General features: G+C 74.0%; 12 protein-coding genes and 1 riboswitch. Of the genes, 8 read left to right on the forward strand and 4 right to left on the reverse strand.

What is annotated here, in order from left to right; genetic code table 11:
- Positions 1–12: 12 nt before the first annotated feature.
- A riboswitch (cyclic di-AMP (ydaO/yuaA leader) is annotated at positions 13–170 on the forward strand.
- 4 nt (positions 171–174) lie between these two features.
- Positions 175–1,122, forward strand: coding sequence for a peptidoglycan DD-metalloendopeptidase family protein (locus tag ACIRGB_RS12595; protein WP_403862503.1), 948 nt, complete (start codon positions 175–177; stop codon positions 1,120–1,122).
- Between the two features lie 203 nt (positions 1,123–1,325).
- Positions 1,326–2,111, forward strand: a complete 786-nt coding sequence (locus tag ACIRGB_RS12600; RefSeq protein ID WP_403863454.1) for an SGNH/GDSL hydrolase family protein — start codon at positions 1,326–1,328, stop codon at positions 2,109–2,111.
- Between the two features lie 44 nt (positions 2,112–2,155).
- Here ACIRGB_RS12600 and ACIRGB_RS12605 read toward each other — a convergent pair whose 3' ends face one another.
- Complete coding sequence (locus tag ACIRGB_RS12605) at positions 2,156–2,776, reverse strand: TetR/AcrR family transcriptional regulator (RefSeq protein WP_403862506.1); 621 nt, start codon at positions 2,774–2,776, stop codon at positions 2,156–2,158.
- A 151-nt stretch (positions 2,777–2,927) separates the two neighbouring features.
- Here ACIRGB_RS12605 and ACIRGB_RS12610 point away from each other — a divergent pair, with 151 nt between their 5' ends.
- Positions 2,928–4,121, forward strand: a complete 1,194-nt coding sequence (locus ACIRGB_RS12610; protein ID WP_403862509.1) for an MBL fold metallo-hydrolase — start codon at positions 2,928–2,930, stop codon at positions 4,119–4,121.
- Between the two features lie 125 nt (positions 4,122–4,246).
- Here the strand turns inward: ACIRGB_RS12610 and ACIRGB_RS12615 are convergent, their stop codons facing one another.
- Entirely contained in the window at positions 4,247–5,269 is a 1,023-nt protein-coding gene (locus tag ACIRGB_RS12615; RefSeq protein WP_403862512.1) for an AraC family transcriptional regulator, read from the reverse strand.
- 189 nt (positions 5,270–5,458) lie between these two features.
- Between ACIRGB_RS12615 and ACIRGB_RS12620 the strand changes: the two genes are divergently transcribed.
- Entirely contained in the window at positions 5,459–6,067 is a 609-nt protein-coding gene (locus tag ACIRGB_RS12620) for an NAD(P)H-dependent oxidoreductase (RefSeq protein WP_403863457.1), read from the forward strand.
- Positions 6,068–6,124: 57 nt separating this feature from the next.
- On the opposite strand, the gene ACIRGB_RS12625 is transcribed toward ACIRGB_RS12620, so the two are convergent.
- On the reverse strand, positions 6,125–6,721 hold the full coding sequence (locus ACIRGB_RS12625) for a YdeI family protein (RefSeq protein ID WP_403862515.1): 597 nt from the start codon (positions 6,719–6,721) through the stop codon (positions 6,125–6,127).
- Positions 6,722–6,878: 157 nt separating this feature from the next.
- Here ACIRGB_RS12625 and ACIRGB_RS12630 point away from each other — a divergent pair, with 157 nt between their 5' ends.
- The 3 genes from ACIRGB_RS12630 to ACIRGB_RS12640 all read left to right on the forward strand — a co-directional run bounded on the left by ACIRGB_RS12630 (position 6,879) and on the right by ACIRGB_RS12640 (position 15,119).
- Positions 6,879–7,316 carry a group II truncated hemoglobin gene (locus ACIRGB_RS12630; protein WP_403862518.1) on the forward strand — a complete coding sequence of 146 codons (438 nt, stop codon included), beginning with the start codon at positions 6,879–6,881 and terminating at the stop codon, positions 7,314–7,316.
- Positions 7,317–7,381: 65 nt separating this feature from the next.
- Entirely contained in the window at positions 7,382–14,389 is a 7,008-nt protein-coding gene (locus tag ACIRGB_RS12635; RefSeq protein ID WP_403862521.1) for an amino acid adenylation domain-containing protein, read from the forward strand.
- Positions 14,361–15,119 (forward strand): thioesterase II family protein, encoded by a 759-nt coding sequence (locus ACIRGB_RS12640; RefSeq protein WP_403862524.1) that lies wholly within the window; start codon positions 14,361–14,363, stop codon positions 15,117–15,119. Before ACIRGB_RS12635 ends, ACIRGB_RS12640 begins: the two co-directional genes overlap by 29 nt.
- A 6-nt stretch (positions 15,120–15,125) precedes the next feature.
- Here ACIRGB_RS12640 and ACIRGB_RS12645 read toward each other — a convergent pair whose 3' ends face one another.
- The gene (locus ACIRGB_RS12645; RefSeq protein WP_403862527.1) at positions 15,126–15,866 is read right to left on the reverse strand and encodes a 4'-phosphopantetheinyl transferase family protein; all 741 of its coding nucleotides are present in this window, start codon (positions 15,864–15,866) and stop codon (positions 15,126–15,128) included.
- Between the two features lie 171 nt (positions 15,867–16,037).
- Between ACIRGB_RS12645 and ACIRGB_RS12650 the strand changes: the two genes are divergently transcribed.
- Positions 16,038–17,270, forward strand: coding sequence for a hydroxymethylglutaryl-CoA synthase family protein (locus ACIRGB_RS12650; protein ID WP_403862530.1), 1,233 nt, complete (start codon positions 16,038–16,040; stop codon positions 17,268–17,270).
- Positions 17,271–17,275 lie beyond the last annotated feature (5 nt).

Raw genomic sequence — 17,275 nt, forward strand, 5'->3', positions numbered from 1 at the left:
ACCGGAGCCCGCACTCATCGACCACCCGTACACGGCAGGAGCGGGGGACCCACAGGTAGAACTGCCTGTTCCGGTTCCCGGAACGGCTTGGGGTAAAGCCGCGTTCCGACGCGGCCGGGCATCTCCAGCCCGCACCCGACAGCTCACCTCGCAGGCGCCGGAGAGGAATTCGACATGCCCGCGAAGGGTAAGCACCGCCGTACCAGGGCCATGCGCCTGACCCGCACCATCGCCGTCGCCGGAACCGGTGGCGCCGCGCTCGCGCTCCCGCTGATGGGTGCCGCCGCCGCCAACGCCGCCCCCGCGCACTCGGTTTCCGAGCAGGCCGTGCAGTCCGTTCCGACGTCCGCGAAGAAGGCCGCCGCGAGCGGCGCCGAGAAGAACGCGGATTCCCGGACGTACACCGTGAAGAGCGGTGACTACCTTTCGAAGATCGCCGACGAGCAGCACGTCGACGGCGGCTGGAAGAAGCTCTACGCGGACAACCGCGAGGCCGTCGGTTCCGACCCGTCGCTGATCCACCCCGGTCTGAAGCTCTCGATCGGCGGCAAGGCGGCCCAGTCCGCGGCGCCGTCCTCCGCGCCGTCGCAGAAGCCGGCGCAGAAGTCCGCCGAGAAGCCCGCCGCCGAGAAGCCGGCCCAGAAGTCGACGGACGCCGAGAAGGCCTCCGCCTCGGACTCCTCGACCACCGGCACCCGGTCCGCGGCCACCACCAGCGGTTACACCTCCCCCGTCGAGGGCGGCACCGTCGGTACCCCGTACCACCAGTCCGGCAGCATGTGGTCCAGCGGCTACCACACCGGCACCGACTTCGTCGTCCCGACCGGCACCTCGCTGAAGGCCGTCGGCGCCGGCACCGTCGTCTCCGCCGGCTGGGGCGGCGCGTACGGCAACCAGGTCGTCATCCAGCTCGCCGACGGCCACTACGCCCAGTACGCCCACCTCTCCTCGCTCTCCGTCTCCGCCGGTCAGTCGGTGACGGCGGGTCAGCAGGTCGGCCTCTCGGGTGCCACCGGCAACGTGACCGGCCCGCACCTGCACTTCGAGATCCGCACCACCCCGGACTACGGCTCGGACATCGACCCGATCGCGTTCCTGCGCTCGCACGGCGTCTCCGTCTGACGACCGGTTCCGCGCAACCCCCGCGCCCCGAAGGCCGGACCCCGATCCCCGGGTCCGGCCTTCGGCGTATTCCGGAATTGACGAACACTTTAGGCGTGGCCTTTCTCACCGACCGTCAACCCCTTCCTACGGTCGCGTAGGTCACATTCCAAGGTGAATCATGGGCCGATGTGGCAGACGATTCGAAGAGTGACAGCAGAGCAGTGATCGGGTCGTACGTGGCGGTGGGGGACAGCTTCACCGAGGGCGTCGGCGACACCGGCCCCGACGGGGCGTTCGTCGGCTGGGCCGACCGGCTCGCCGTCCTGCTCGCGGACCGGCGCCCCGAGGGCGACTTCACGTACACGAACCTCGCCGTGCGCGGCAGGCTCCTCGACCAGATCGTGGCGGAACAGGTCCCGCGGGTCGTGCGGCTCGCCCCGGACCTGGTCTCGTTCGCGGCCGGCGGCAACGACATCATCCGGCCCGGCACCGACCCCGACGAGGTCGCCGAGCGGTTCGAACTGGCGGTGGCCGCGCTGACCGCCGCGGCCGGCACCGTCCTGGTGACCACCGGGTTCGACACCCGGGGGGTGCCCGTCCTCAAGCACCTGCGGGGCAAGATCGCCACGTACAACGGGCACGTCCGCGCCATCGCCGACCGCTACGGCTGCCCGGTGCTCGACCTGTGGTCGCTCAGGAGCGTCCAGGACCGCAGGGCGTGGGACGCCGACCGGCTGCACCTGTCGCCGGAGGGCCACACCCGCGTGGCGCTGCGCGCGGGGCAGGCCCTCGGCCTGCCCGTCCCGGCCGACCCGGACCAGCCCTGGCCGCCCCTGCCGCCGCGCGGCACGCTGGACGTGCGGCGCGACGACGTGCACTGGGCGCGCGAGTACCTGGTGCCGTGGATCGGGCGCCGGCTGCGCGGCGAGTCGTCGGGCGACCACGTCACGGCCAAGGGCACCCTGTCGCCGCACGACATCAAGACGCGGATCGCCTCAGTGGCCTGAGGCGGGGGCGGGCGGCGGCCGGCACCCGTGCGACACCCTGGCGTCTAACGCCGCGCGGGTGCCAGGGCCGAGCGCTCCAGGCCCAGTTCGCGGGCCAGCGCCTCGTCCACCCACTCCTGCGCCCGGGCCCGCGACACCGTGCCCGTGTACGACGTGAGCTGCACCGCCAGCCCGTCCAGCAACGCCGTCAGCCGCAGGGCCGCGGCGTCCGGCTCGGGGCAGGAGAACTCACCGGCGACCACGCCCTCGGCGATGACCTCGGCGATCGCCGCCTTCCACTGGCGGTCCAGCTCGCGGGTGACCTCCCGCAGCGCGGGCTCGCGCGGCGCCGCCGCCCAGCCCTCGATCCACAGCCGCCAGCCCTTGGCCGGACCGGTCGGCGCGTACCACCGCACGGCCGCCCGCAGGCGGCGCAGCGCCGACGCACGACGCGCGAGCAGCCCCCGCAGATGGGCGAGATCGTCCTCGGCGGCATGGGCGAACGCGGCGGCGACCAGGCGCTCCTTCGTGGAGAAGTGATAGAGCACCAGGGCGTTGCTGACGCCGAGCGCCGCGGCCACGTCGGCGATCCGCAACGCCGCCACGCCCCGCGCCGATATCTGCTCGATGGCGGCGCCCAGCAGCTCCTCGCGCCGCTCCGCCACGCTCAACCGGACTCTCCCCACGCACGTCACCCTATACAGGCGTCCGGACGTGCGGGGACGTCCTTCCCGGTCGCGGCGGACCGGGGGAACACGGATGTGACATCCCTCGTTCGAGGTGACGTAGGACGAGACGACCATAATGAGAGCCTGAACCACTCCACCTGGAGGTACCGTGGCCGCTTTCCGTTCCCCGAGTCCCGGGCTCAGCGTGCCGCGGCCCGCGGCCTTCGGCGTGGACCCGAGCGGTGAGCGCATGGCGCGCATCCGCAGATCGCCGCACTTCCGCGACGGGGTCTTCCAGAATCCCGGGGGCACCGCCCGGACCCGGCCCTCCGGCTCGGCCGCCGAATTCGCCAAGATCTACTTCGACAAGGAGGCGCGGCTGCGCCGGTCCCCGCGGGGGCCGGTTCCGGTGCACGCCACCACCCTGGCCGACCTCGCCCGGCCCCCGGCCACCGGACTCCGGCTGACCTGGATGGGCCACTCCAGCGTGCTCGCCGAGATCGACGGGCAGCGCGTGCTCTTCGACCCGGTGTGGGGCGAGCGCTGCTCCCCGTTCCCCTTCGCCGGCCCCAAGCGCCTGCACCCGGTGCCGCTGCCGCTCGCCGCCCTCGGCCCGGTCGACGTCGTCGTCATCTCCCACGACCACTACGACCACCTGGACATGCCGACGATCAAGGCGCTGGCCGGCACGGACACCCTGTTCGCCGTGCCGCTCGGCGTCGGCGGCCACCTCGAACACTGGGGTGTCTCCCCCGACCGGCTGCGCGAGCTGGACTGGCACGAGTCGACGCGCGTCGGCGGCCTCACCCTCACCGCCACCCCGGCCCGGCACTTCTGCGGACGCGGGCTGCGCAACACCCAGCACGCCCTGTGGGCGTCCTGGGTCGTCGCCGGTGACGAGCACCGCGTCTACCACAGCGGGGACACCGGTTACTTCGACGGCTTCCGCGACATCGGCGCCGCGCACGGCCCGTTCGACGCCACGATGATCCAGCTCGGGGCGTACGCGGAGTTCTGGCCGGACATCCACATGACCCCCGAGGAAGGCGTCCGCGCCCACCTCGACCTCCAGGGCGGCACGCCCCACGGCACCCTGCTGCCGATCCACTGGGGGACCTTCAACCTGGCGCCGCACGCGTGGGCGGAGCCGGGGGAGTGGACGAGGGACGCGGCCGAGGAGGCCGGCCAGGCGGTGGCGTTCCCGCGGCCGGGGGAGCCGTTCGAGCCGGCCGGGAAGCTGCCGGTCGAGCCGTGGTGGCGGGCGGTGTCGGCGCCGATCGCGCATCCCTGGCGGCGTCCGCGGATCGCCGAGGGCGTGGGCGGGACGAGCAAGGGGGATCTCGACCTCGCGGGGGAGCGGTGAGGGGTGAGCGGTGAGGGCGGTCGGACCCGGCTACAGGGCCGGTATCCAGGCCGCCTGCCAACGAATGATCGCTCGGGGGCCTGCGACCGCCTCTCTCCGCGCCGTGCGCGGACCGGGGGAGCCGGTCAGGCGTGTGTCCTTTCCGGTCGCCGCTTTGCCGGTCCAACGGGAGGAGCCTGGGGGCTTTCACGGGCCATGCCGGCCGGCTGCGGGAGTGGGGTCGTGGCGGTGCGCCGATACGCGCTGGGGCTGATGCCGCGGGTCCGTTTGAACGCCGCGCTGAACGCGAACGCGTCGGAGTAGCCCACCGTGCGGGCGATCTCCGCGACAGTCATCGTCTCGCGCTCGGTCAGCAGGTCCGCCGCGAGCGTCATGCGCCAGTGGGTGAGGTAGGTCAGCGGCGGTTCGCCGACCAGTTCGGTGAACCGCTTCGCCAGCGTGGCCCGCGACACCCCGGTCCGGCCGGCCAGCGAGGCCACCGTCCACGGCGCCGCCGGTTCCCCGTGCAGCAGGCGCAGCGCGCCGCCCACCACCGGGTCACGCCCGGCGGAGTACCAGCCCGGCGCAGTACCGCCGGGCCGGTCGAAGTACTCGCGCAGCGCGCACACCAGCATCCAGTCCAGCAGCCGGTCGAGGACGACCTGCTGGCCCGGCGTATCGGCGGCGACCTCGGCGGCGAGGTGGTCCCACACGGGGTCGGGTCCGTCGCCGGAGCCCACCCGCAGGACGACGGGCAGCGCGTCCAGCAGCCTGCGACTGATCTCGCCGCGCACCGGATAGGCGCCGACGACCAGGGTCGTCGTGTCCTCCGCGCCGGTACCGGCGTCGTGCCAGCCGAGCCGGTGCCGGGTACCGCCCTGCTCGGGAGTCGAGCAGAACGCGCCGCACGCGACGGGTTCGGCCCGGGTGCCCACCTCGTCGACGAAGAGAAACGGTGCGGGACCCCGCACGATCACCGTCTCACCGACGCCCAGACGCTCGGGAGGGCGGTGCTCCGGCATGATCCAGCCGCCTCCGCGGAGGACGGTGCACAAGGTCAGCGGAGCGCCGTCCACGAAGTGCAGCGACCAAGGCGGGGTCAGGGCCGAACTGCCGAACAACGAGCCCTGAGCCCGCACTCCGCGCAGTAGGTCACCGAAAGCATCCACGCGTCAAGACTAAACGATCCAGACGATCACCCAGGTGATCTGGCTCATCACCCATGGAATCGTCCGGACGCATGCCGTTGACTCACTGACATGAACGACGACACCACTCGTGTCCTCGTTTCAGCCCGACCCCGTTCGACTGGTTCCGCCCCGCCGGCTGGGGCCAGGTTCACATCACTGGAGCCATCGATGCATACCCTGCTCGTCGCCGCCAACCCCGACCCCCGGTCCCTGACGCACTACGTGCTGGGAAGGCTTGAGGCAGCGCTTCAGCCCGGTTCGGTCGAGATCGCCGACCTGGCCGCGGAGGGATTCGACCCCCGGTTCACTCCAGCCGATCGTCGGGCATACCACGGCGGCGGCGACTACCCGGCCGACGTGGTGGCCGAGCACCGTCGTCTTGAGCGCGCCACCGATCTCGTGCTGGTCTTCCCCGTGTACTGGTGGTCGATGCCCGCCCTGCTGAAGGGGTGGATCGACCGTGTCTTCGTCAACGGCTGGGCCTTCGAACACTCCCCCGCTTCGGGCCTGCAACCGAAATTGCAGGGCCTCACCACCCATCTTCTCTTCCTCGCCGGCGCCGACTCCGGTGCGTACGAACGCCACGGGTACGAGAGCGCACTGCGTACGCAGATCGAGCACGGCATCGTCGACTACTGCGGCAGCCGACGCGGCTCCACGGCGTTCCTCTACGAGTCCGAACAGCTCACCCCGGAAACCACGGTGCGAGACGTTGACCGTGCGGTGCGGACCATCACCGAGGCCATCCGCGCCCGCGTGACGGCAGGAACTGACTGACCTCGCTGGTGAGCGGTGAGGCCCTCTGCAGCGGGTGGGTCGGGCTGTTCCCGGGGCTCAGTACAGCTTCTTGCCCTCGGCCAGCATGGCGACGAACTTCTCGATGCGGGCCGCCCGGGTCTCCGCCTTCTTGGCGTCCTCGACCCGGTGCAGGATCGAGTACCGGTTGCGGCTGTCCAGGGTGGCGAAGAAGTCACGGGCCTTGGGCGCCGCGTCCAGGGCGGCCTGGAGGTCGTCGGGCACCGTCGCCTTGCTCTGCGCCGCGTACGCCGCCTCCCAGCGGCCGTCCTTCTTGGCCCGGTCCACCTCGCGCTGCCCGGCGGGCCGCATCCGGCCGGCCTTGATCAGTTCGGTGGCCTTCTCCCGGTTCACCTTCGACCACTTGCTGCCTGACCGCCGGGGCGTGAAGCGCTGGAGCCAGTACCGCTCGTCCTGCTTCTTCTTCTGCCCGTCGATCCAGCCGTAGCACAGGGCGGACTCCAGCGCTCGGGCGTAGTCGACACCGTCGGCCCCGGAGCCGTTCTTCGGGATCCGGAACCAGATCCCCGTGGTGTCCTCGTGGTTCTCCTCCAGCCACTTCTCCCACTCCTCCTGCGTGGCGAAGGACAGGACCGGATCGGACGACTTCCGCGCTCCCTCAGACATGGACGCCATGAAATCCCACCCCCGGGGGCGGGTCAACAACCCCACCGGGTCACCCGGCCACGGCCGAGCCGCCGCCCGCCGGGCCGTGCACAAAGTTGAGCAGCCGACCGGGGATGCCCCGGCGTACCGTCCCCGCTGGTCGAGCGACACACCGAAAGGCGGACGCATGACGACGATGTACGAGCACGTCGGTGGGGAAGCGGCGCTGCGGCGGCTGGCGGAGCACTTCCACCACCTGGTGCTGGAGGACCCGCTGCTGGGCGACCTGTTCCGTGCCGGATCGCCGTACCACGCCGACCATCTCACCGCGTTCCTCGCCGAGATGCTCGGCGGCCCCGCCCGCTACACCGACGAACTCGGCGGCTTCATCGCGCTGTTGCGGGCCCACGCCGGCATGCGGATCACCCCCGAGCAGAGCGACCGCTTCGTCGCCCTGCTGCTCCGGGCCGCCGACGACGTCGGGCTGCCCGACGACGACCGCTTCCGCAAGGCGTTCACCGCCAACCTCGAGAAAGCCGCCGGCTTCACCACCAAGGCCTCGCAGGAGGACGACCACCCCATGCTCCAGCCGCCTTACCCGGTGCTGGGCCGCTGGCAGTGGTGAAGCGGCACCGCTGAGACCGACCGACGAGACGAGGGGGAACGTTGACGTCCGCGGAGCCCGTCCCCGTGTCATCCGCCGAGGTGACCGCCGGCACCACCTGTGAGCGACTGCTCCGCGTCCTGGAGCCCCTGGTCACCCGGACCGGGCCCATCGGCCCGGACACCGACCTGGCCGACGCCGGACTCTCCTCGCTGGCCGCCGTCCGGCTGATGCTGGAGATCGAGACCGAGTTCGGCACCGAAGTGCCGCTCTCGCTGCTCCTGGAGTGCCGCACCCCGCGCCTCCTCGCCCAGCGGATCGACGACGCAGACCACGCGGACCACGCGGACCACGCCGACCGCGGGGAGCGCGGAGGAGGCGACGGCGCCGCCGGTCGTGTGGACGTGGTGGCCGAGCCCGCCGCCCGTCACGACCCCGTCCCGGCGACCCCCATGCAGGAGGCGTACGTCGTCGGCAAGTATCCGGAGCTCGACCCGGACGCCCTCGGCTGCCACCACTACCACGAGTTCGCCCTCGACGGGCTGGACACCGACCGGCTGGCCCGCGCCTGGCGGCGGCTCGTGGAACACTTCGACGCCCTCCGGCTCACCGGCGTCGGCCGCAACCAGCACGTCCGGGAGAGCGCGCGGGTGCCCGAACCCGTCGTCCACGAGACGGCGGACGCCGACGCGCTGGAGGCCGAGGCGAGCGCCGTACGCCGCCGGCTGTCCCACCACCGCTATCCGCCGGGCCACTGGCCGCCGTTCCAGGTCGAGATCTGCCGGGAGCCGGCCGGCCGCGCCGTGGTCCATCTCAGCCTCGACGGTACGGTCACCGACGCGCACGGCACCGACCTGCTGCTGCACCACTGGTGGCACGCCTACACCTCCGAGGAACACCCGCTGCCCGAGGCGCCGTTCAGCCTCCGCGACACCCTGGACGCGCTCGCCCGCCACCGCGGCTCCGCCGCCCACCGCGCCGCCCTGTCCCGCGCCGCCGAACGGCACAAGGACCTCCCCGGCGGCCCGCCCGTACTGCTCGCCGAACCCCCCGAGCCGCCGCCCGGCCTCGACGGCCACCCGCGCACCCCGCGCCGCGGCCGGCTCAGCCCGGCCCAGTGGGCGGGCCTGCGCGCGCGGGCCGCCGAACTGCGCGTCTCACCCACCTCGCTGGTGCTCACCGCCTTCGCCGAGGCCCTGACACCGGCCGGTTCGGACGAACCGTTCACCCTCGTCCTGACCACCACCGACCGGCCCCGGCTGCCGTCCGCCGCCGAGCGACTCGTCGGCCCCTACACCTCCGGTTGCCTGCTCGTCGTCGACGCGCTGCCCTCCGCCCCGGACGAGGCCGCCCGCGCCCTGCACCAACGGGTGTGGGAGGCGCTGTCCCACGCGAACGTCGGCAGCGTCGAGGTGCTGCGCGAACTGCGCGCCCAGGGCACCCGGGCACCGGCACTGCCCGTGGTCTTCACCAGCCTGCTCGACCTGAGCGTCGACGGTGCCGGGCGGGGCAGCATGGCCGACCACGAGCGGTACGCCGTCGGCCAGACCTCCGGCATCGCCCTCGACCACCAGATGCGGGAGCGCGACGACGGCCTGGACTTCCGCTGGGACACCGCCGACGGCCTCTTCCCGCCGGGCACGCCCGACGCCCTGTTCGGCCGCTTCTGCCGGCTGGTGCAGGGGCTGTGCGAACCGGCGCCCGACACCCCCCTGCCCGCCCGGGAACTCCAGCAGGCGTACCTGGTGGCGCGGCTCGACGGCCACACCGGCCGCGGCTGCCAGTACCACCAGAGCTTCCACGTGGACGACCTGGACCTCGCACGGCTGCGCGGCGCCTGGCGGGAACTCGTCGCCGCACTCGAGGCCCTCCGTCTGCGCACCGGCGCCGACGGCACCCTCGGCGTGCTCTCCACGGCTCCGGTCGACGCGTGGATCCCGGTCCTGGACGTCCCCGAAGGCGCGGACCCCGACGCCGTCGACCGTGCCGTACGCGCCGAGATGACCCACCGGCCGTTCGGGCTCGGCCGGGGAGCGCACACCGACCTCAGGGTCGTCCGCGCCCCCGGACGACCCGCCACCGTGCACCTGTCCGCCGACCTGCTCGTCGGGGACGCCCGCAGCATCGTGCTGCTCGCCCGCGACCTGCTGCGCCGGTACGCCGACCCCCACGGCGCCCCGCCGGTCCCGACCAGGCTGCCCCGCGCGCCCCGGCCGGTGACCGAGGAGGCCCGCGCCCACTGGCGGGACCGGCTCGCCGGTCTGCCGGCCGGACCGGAGCTGCGGAACGCGCGGCAGCCCGCCCGCCCCCGGCGCCGCGAGCGCCTCCTCACCCACCGCACGGCCCTCGCGGCATGGGCGGAGCGGCACTCGGTGAGCCTCGACGCCACCCTGCTGGCCGCCTACTGCACCGCTCTCGGAGCCCTCAGCGACAAGCCGTTCGCGCTGCCCGTGGTCTGCTTCACCGGCCCCGACGCGCAGCGCCCCGCGGAGTTCACCGAACTGACCTGGGTCCGCTCCCCGGAGCCCGGCACCGACCCGGCGGCCCTCGCCCGCGCCTACGGCCGGCAGCTGGCCGAGGACCTGGAACGGGGCGGCGGCGCGGGTCTCGCCGAGATGCGCACCCTCGCCGTACGGCGCCGCCGGGACGCGGACTTCGCGCATCCCGTGGTCTTCACCACCGTCCTCGACGTCTCGGACCGCCCCCTGCCGGCCGGCGTGCGCCCCGGTCCCGCGGGGACGGCCACCACCGACGTCGCCCTCGACTGCGTGACGGTCGACGACGGAACGGCGCTGCACCTGGCCTGGGACGCGCTGGACGAGCGGTTCGAGGACGGCGTGCTGGACGAGGCGTTCGAGCGGTACGCCGACCTGCTCACCGCGCTGGCGACGGAGCCCGGCACGGCCCCGGAAGACGACGTGGACCCGGACGACGGGCCGACGACGGACGGCGGGCCGACGACGGGCGGCGCCCCGGTCGACGCCGAGCGCCACCGCCTCCTGTACGGCTTCAACGACACCGCCCGCCCCTACCCGGCCGAGGGCCCCGTCCACCTGCTCTTCGAACGGCAGGCCCGCACCCGCCCCGACGCGGTCGCGCTGCGCTGGCGCGAGGGCACCATGACGTACGGCGAACTGAACCGCCGGGCCAACCTGCTCGCGCACCGGCTGCGGCGAGCGGGCGTCGCGGACGGCACCTCCGTGGGCATCTGCGTGCGGCGCGGCCCGGCCATGGCCGTGTCCGTGTTCGCCGTGCTGAAGGCGGGCGGCGCCTACGTCCCCGTGGACCCGTCACTGCCCCGCGACCGGGCGCACGGCATGCTCCACGACACCGGTACCCGGCACCTGCTGGTCACGGCGGGCGGCCCCGGCTGGCAGCTGCCGGACGGCGTGGACGTCCTCGACCTGGACGCGCCCGGGGTCACCGGGGCGGACCTGCCCGACCCCGGCGACCCCGAGCCCGTCACGGGCCCGGACTCGGTCGCCTACCGGCTGTTCACCTCCGGCAGCACCGGGCGCCCGAAGTGCGTGGTGGTGGCACACCGCTCCCTGCACAACCTCCTCGACTGGTGCCGGCGCACCTTCGACTTCGGTCCGGGCGACACCGGGCTGTGCGTCACCTCCCTCGGCTTCGACCTGTCCGTCTTCGACATCCTCGGACTCCTCGCGTACGGCGGCGGCCTCTACATCGCCGACGAGGCCGAGCAGCGCGACCCCGAACTGCTCGTCGACGCCCTGCTGCGCGAGCCGGTCACCTTCTGGAACTCCGCGCCCACCACCCTGGCCCGGCTCGCACCGCACCTGGCCGAACACCGCGGCCGGCCCGGCACCGCCGACCTGCGCCTGGTCTTCCTCAGCGGCGACTGGATCCCGCTGTCCCTCCCCGACGACGTGCGCGAGGTGTTCGGCGGGGCCCGGGTGATCAGTCTCGGCGGCGCCACCGAGGCCACCGTCTGGTCCAACTGGTACCCCGTCGGCACCGTCGACCCCGAGTGGCGCAGCATCCCGTACGGCAGGCCCATCGACAACGCCCGCTACTACGTACTCGACGGGCACATGGAGCCCTGCCCCGTGGGCGAGGAGGGCGACCTCTACATCGCGGGCGACTGCCTCAGCCTCGGCTACCACGGACAGCCCGAACTGACCCGGGAGCGGTTCGTCCCCGAGCCCTTCGGCCACGGCCCGGACTCCCGCATGTACGCCACCGGGGACCGGGCGGCCTACCGCGACGACGGCGTCCTGGTGTTCCTGGGACGACGCGACCACCAGGTGAAGATCCGGGGCTTCCGGGTCGAACTCGGCGAGATCGAGCACCGGTTGTGCGCCCACCCCGCCGTGCACGACGCGGTGGTGGTGGCCCGGCCCGACGGCAGCGGGGACCGGCGCGTGGTCGCCTACCTGATCGCCGAACCGGGCACGGACCGGCCCTCCGTGTCCGAGCTGCGCGCGCACGCGGCCCTGACCCTGCCCGACTACATGGTCCCGAACTTCGTGGCGTTCCTGCCGTCCTTCCCCGCGACCGACAACGGCAAGCTGGACCGGGACGCCCTGCCGTGGCCGCTGCCCGTCGGGCCGTCCGAGCCCGTCGGGCCGTCCGAGTCCGACGGGCCGTCCGTGTCCGGTGAGCCGGAGCCCCCGGCTCCCGCCCGGCGCCCCGCCACCGCAACCGGCACCCCGTTCCCGTCCGCCGGTGAACTGACCGAGGAGATCGGCGCGTTGCTGGCCGACCTGATCGGCGTGCCCGAACTGGACGCCACGCTCGACCTGTGGGACCAGGGCGCCACCTCCTTCACCCTGGCCCAGCTGTCCTCGGCCCTGCGGTCCCGGTACGGCCGCCGCGTCCCCGTCTCGGCCCTGCTGGCGGAGCCGACCATCGCCGGGATGGCCCGCCACCTCGCGGGCGGCGATCCGGCGACGGCGCCCGCGCAGCCCGCGGAGCCCGCGCCGGAGGAGCCGTCCCCGCAGGGCCGTCCCCAGGCCCCGGAGACCGTGGAGTTCTTCTCCGCCGAGGACCGCGACCGCTTCAAGTCGGGCGCCTGGCACCTGCGGCCGCGCAGTGACGACGAACCCCTCCTCGCGCTCGACGGCCCGCTCCCGCCCGCCGAGCGGTACCGGGAACGCGCCACCCGCCGGGACTTCGCCGACGGCCCGCTGACCCGCGACGCCTTCCTGCGCTTCCTGGCCGCGCTGCGCTCCCGGCCGGCCGGTGACGGTCCACGCCGCCTGTACGCCTCCGCCGGCGACACCTACGCCGTACAGACCTATCTGCACGTCAAGCCGGGCGCCGTCGAGGGCGTCCCGGGCGGCGTCTACTACCACCGCCCCGACGACCACGTCCTGCAACGCGTCAACACCGGCCCCGGGATCGACCGCACCGTCCACTTCGCCTACAACCGGCCCGTCTTCGACCGTGCGGCGTTCGAGGTGTACCTGGTCTCCGAGCCGCGCGGCATCGAGCCGCTGTACGGCGAGGAGTCGCAGCTCTACCTGGCCGTCGAGGCCGGGTACATCGGGCAGTTGCTGATGAGCGGGCAGCGGGAGAGCGGCGTCGGCCTGTGCGCCGTCGGAAGCCTCGCCTTCGACCGCGTCCGCGACACCCTGCGGCTGCATCCCGGCCAGCGGCTGCTGCACGCCTTCCTCGCCGGACCGCTGCCCCGCCAGTCCACGCAGGGTGTCCGGCCGGTCCGCGAGCGGCGGGCGGCCGAGGCGCGACCGCCCGCGCGGCCGGTACCGGCGGACATGGCCGTGATCGGCACCGCCGGGCGCTACCCCGGAGCGGACGGCCTGGAGGAGTTCTGGGACAACCTGCGCTCCGGACGCCGCTCCCTCGGCCCGCTGCCCGCCGAACGGATGGCCGCCTTCGCCGCCGCCACCGGCACCCCGCCGGACCCGGCCGGGACCTGGCCGCACGGCGGCTACCTGCGCGGCGACGACGGATTCGACGGCCGGCTGTTCCGCATCTCACCCCAGGAGGCCGAGGGACTGGACCCCCAACTGCGGCTTCTGCTGCCCGTGGTGTGGCAGTGCCTGGAGGACGCCGGCCACACCCCCGGCAGTCTCCGCCGCGACGGCGAGCGGGTCGGGGTGTTCACGGCGACGATGTGGCACGACCACCGGCAGACGGGCGAGGCCCGGTGGCGGGAGGGCGGGCCGGCCCGCCAGGCGGCCGCCGCCTCGGACCTCCCGGCGCGGATCGCGCACTGCCTCGGGTTCGAGGGCCCCGCCGTCGCGGTGGACACCGCCTGCTCCTCCTCGCTGACCGCCCTGCACCTGGCCGTGACCAGCCTGCGCCAGGGGGAGTGCGACGCGGCGCTGGTGACGGGCGTCAACGTCGTCGCCCACCCCTACCACCTGGCGCTCCTGCGCGACCTCGGTCTGGCGGCGGCCCGGCCGTCCGCCGGTGCCTTCGGCGGCGAGGACACCGGCTGGTCGCCCGGCGAGGGCGCGGGCGCCCTGCTGCTGCGTCCGCTGCGCGACGCCGTGGAGCGCCGGGACGTCCTGCACGCGGTGGTCGAGGCGACCGGCACCGGTGCGGCCGGCCGGCCGGGTCCCTTCGGGATGCCCGCCGCCGAACCGCTCGCCCGCTCCCTCGCCCGCATGCTGCGCCGGCACGGCCTGGACGGCGCCGACATCGGGTACGCCGAGTGCGCCGCCTCCGGCGCCCTGCTGGCCGACGCGGCCGAACTGGACGCCCTGCTCACCGCGTTGCGTCCGCCCGGCACGGACGGGAACCTGATCGTCGGCACCGTGAAGCCGTCCATCGGGCACCTGGAGGCGGCCTCCGGGCTGTCCCAGCTGACCAAGGTCCTCCTGCAACTGCGCGAGCGCACCCTCGCCCCGACCGTCCCGGCGCCCGGGCGCACCGAACTGCCCGACTGGGACCGGCTCACCGTCCCCGACACCGCCCGGCCCTGGACGCCGGCCGCACCGGGCGCGCCGCTGCGCGCGCTCGTCAACGCCGTCTCGGCGACCGGCGCGTACGGCCACGCCGTGCTCAGGTCCGCCGACGGCACCCACCGACGACCGGGCGCGCCCGCCCCGGACCCGGCCGAACGAGAGGACAGCGGTGACCGGTACCTGGCTGAAGAACGGTAGCGCCGGCACGGACGCACCGCTGCGCCTGTTCTGCTTCGCCCACGCCGGCGGGGGCGGCGGCTTCTTCCAGCCCTGGCGGGACAAGCTGCTGCCGGAGATCGAGGTGTGCCCGGTGATCCTGCCCGGCCGCGAGACCCGCGTCGCCGAGCCCGCCTTCCGCAGCATGGAGGACCTCCTCGGGCCGCTGTGCACCGGCCTCGCCCCCCATCTGGACCGGCCGTACGCGCTGTTCGGCCACAGCACCGGCGCGGCCATCGCCTACGAGGTCGCCCGCCGCTTCCAGGACGACCCGGCGCGTGCCCCGCGCCGACTGCTGGTCTCGGGGCGGCGCGCCCCGCACCTGGCGGCTCGCCGGCCGCCGTACGCGGGGCTCGCCGACGACGACTTCCTGCGGGTCGTCGCCGAGCTGGGCGGCACTCCGCGGGAGGTGATGCGCCAGCGCGACCTGATGCGGATGTTCCTGCCCGCGCTGCGCGCCGACTTCCAGCTCAACGAGAGTTACCGGCCCCTGCCCGGTCCCCGGCTGACCTGCCCGGTGTCCGGGTTCACTGGCGACCACGACCCGGAGGTCACGCCGCTGGAACTGCGCCTCTGGGAGACCACCAGCGACGGTCCGTTCCGTATGCGCGTGTACGAGGGCGACCACTTCTACCTGGCCGGGCTGCCCGAGCCGCTCCACTCCGACCTGCGCCGGGACCTGAGCGAGACCGTCCGGCAGTCGGTGTCCTGACCCGGGTCACGGCGGGCCGTGGTGCCGCACCACCGTCACGTCCGGCCCGTGGCCCCGCCGTACGGCCACCGCGAGCAGATGCCGGTCGCCCCGGGGCCACTGGGCGAACTGCCACCGCGAGCCGTCGTCGTCGGCCGCGGTCAGCCGGGGCCCGCCGGGGGCGTCCGGCGCGACGGCGTAGGAGTCCGGGGGCAGCAGGAAGCCCAGGCCGCGCGCCTTGCCGTACGCCTCCTTCAGCGTCCAGTGCCGCAGGAACACGCCGCAGCGTTCGCCGGGCGGTGCCGCGAGGACCCGGGCGGCCTCCCGGGGGTGGAACATGGTGCGCGCCACCCGCACCGGGTCCACCGGGCGGCCGGTGACCTCCACGTCGACGCCGCAGTCCAGCTCGGGACAGACCAGGCAGACCGCGAGGCCCGGGGCGTGCGCGATGCTGAAGCGCAGCCGGGGCACGGTGGGTGGCCCGGCCGGCTCGGGACGGCCGTGCGGCCCGGTCGTGAACCGCCATTCCGCGGGCGCCACTTCGGGGACGCATCGGCTGAGCGCGGTCCGCAGCAGGGTACGGGCCGTGACGTACAGCCGGCGGTCCGCGTCCCGGCGAAAGGCCGCGCAACGCCGCCGCTCCTCGGCCGACAGCGGGCCCCGGTCGCCGGGGGCGTCCGGGGCGGCGGCCCAGACATGCGCGAGGGGAGCGCCGGTGACCGGGTGGTGCAGGGCGACCCGGGACGGCGGCGGTGACCCCTCGACCACGGCGCCTCCCCGCTTCCGGTGCGCGGCCGTCGGGCCTTCCGCGGCCAGTGTCGAGCCTGCGGCGCGGCCAAACGGCCCCGCCGTGCAAAAGTGAGCAGATCCGCGAGGCCCGTGCCGGTTACAACCGGGAGAACCGGGGCCCGGTGGCGGCCCCCGACCGCGGGAGCGACCATGGCCGTCGGCATCGAGGCGATCAACGCCTACGTGGCACGCGCCTGTTTCGACGTGGCGGAACTCTTCCGCGGCCGGGGCCTGGACATGAGCCGGTTCGACAACCTCATGATGCGGCAGAAATCGGTCAACCTGCCCTGCGAGGACGCGGTCACCAACGCCGTCAACGCGGCGAAGCCCCTCCTGGACCGGCTCACCACCGAGGAACGCGACGCGATCGAACTCCTCGTCGTCGGCACCGAATCGGGGCTCGACCTGGGCAAACCCCTCTCCACGTACATCCACCACCACCTCGGCCTCAGCCCCCGCTGCCGCTCCTTCGAGGTCAAACACGCCTGCTACGGCGGCACGGCGGCCCTCCAGACGGCCGCCGGCATCATCGGCGCCTCACCCGTCGAGACCGCCAAGGCACTGGTGATCGCCGCCGACGCGCCGAGCGCGGCGGCCCGCGGCACCTACTGGGAACCCTCGGAAGGCGCCGGCGCGGTCGCCCTCCTCGTCGGCCGCGACCCGCGGGTCCTGGAACTGGACCCGGGCGCCAGCGGCCTGCACACCTTTGAGGTGATGGACACCCTGCGGCCCCGCCCGGACCTGGACTACGTCGACTCCGACCTGTCCCTGCTGTCGTACCTGACCTGTCTGGAGCGCAGCTTCGCCGCCTACCGCGAGCGGGTGGCCGGCGCCGACGTCGTCGACAGCTTCCAGCACCTGGTCCTGCACACCCCGTTCGCCGGCATGGTCAAGGGCGCGCACCGGAAACTGCTGCGCGCCCACAAGGGCCTGGGGCCCCGCGAGGCGGCCGAGGACTTCACGCTCCGGGTCGCCCCCACCCTCCACTACGGCTCCCGGGTCGGAAACCTCTTCTCCGCCTCGCTGTACCTCGCCCTGTGCTCCCTCCTGGACCACGGCGACCCGGAAACCCCCTGCCGCATCGGGCTGTTCTCCTACGGCTCCGGGTGCGGCTCGGAGTTCTTCAGCGGCGTCCTCGGCGAGGAGGCCGCGGCCGTCGCCGGCCGGATGCGGATCGGCGCCGCGCTCGACGCCCGGCGGGCGCTGACCATGGAGGAGTACGACGCCGTCACCGAACTCGGCGGCGACCGCGCGTTCGGCGTGCGGGACCTGGACGTCGACACCAAGCCGTACGCGGAGCTGTACGGCGAACTCGCCGACGGAGCCGGGCTGCTGGTGCTCGACCGCATCGAGAACTTCCACCGCCTCTACTCCTGGAGCTGACCGAC

It is taken from the genome of Streptomyces sp. NPDC102490 (assembly GCF_044765285.1).
Classification (GTDB): Bacteria; Actinomycetota; Actinomycetes; order Streptomycetales; family Streptomycetaceae; genus Streptomyces.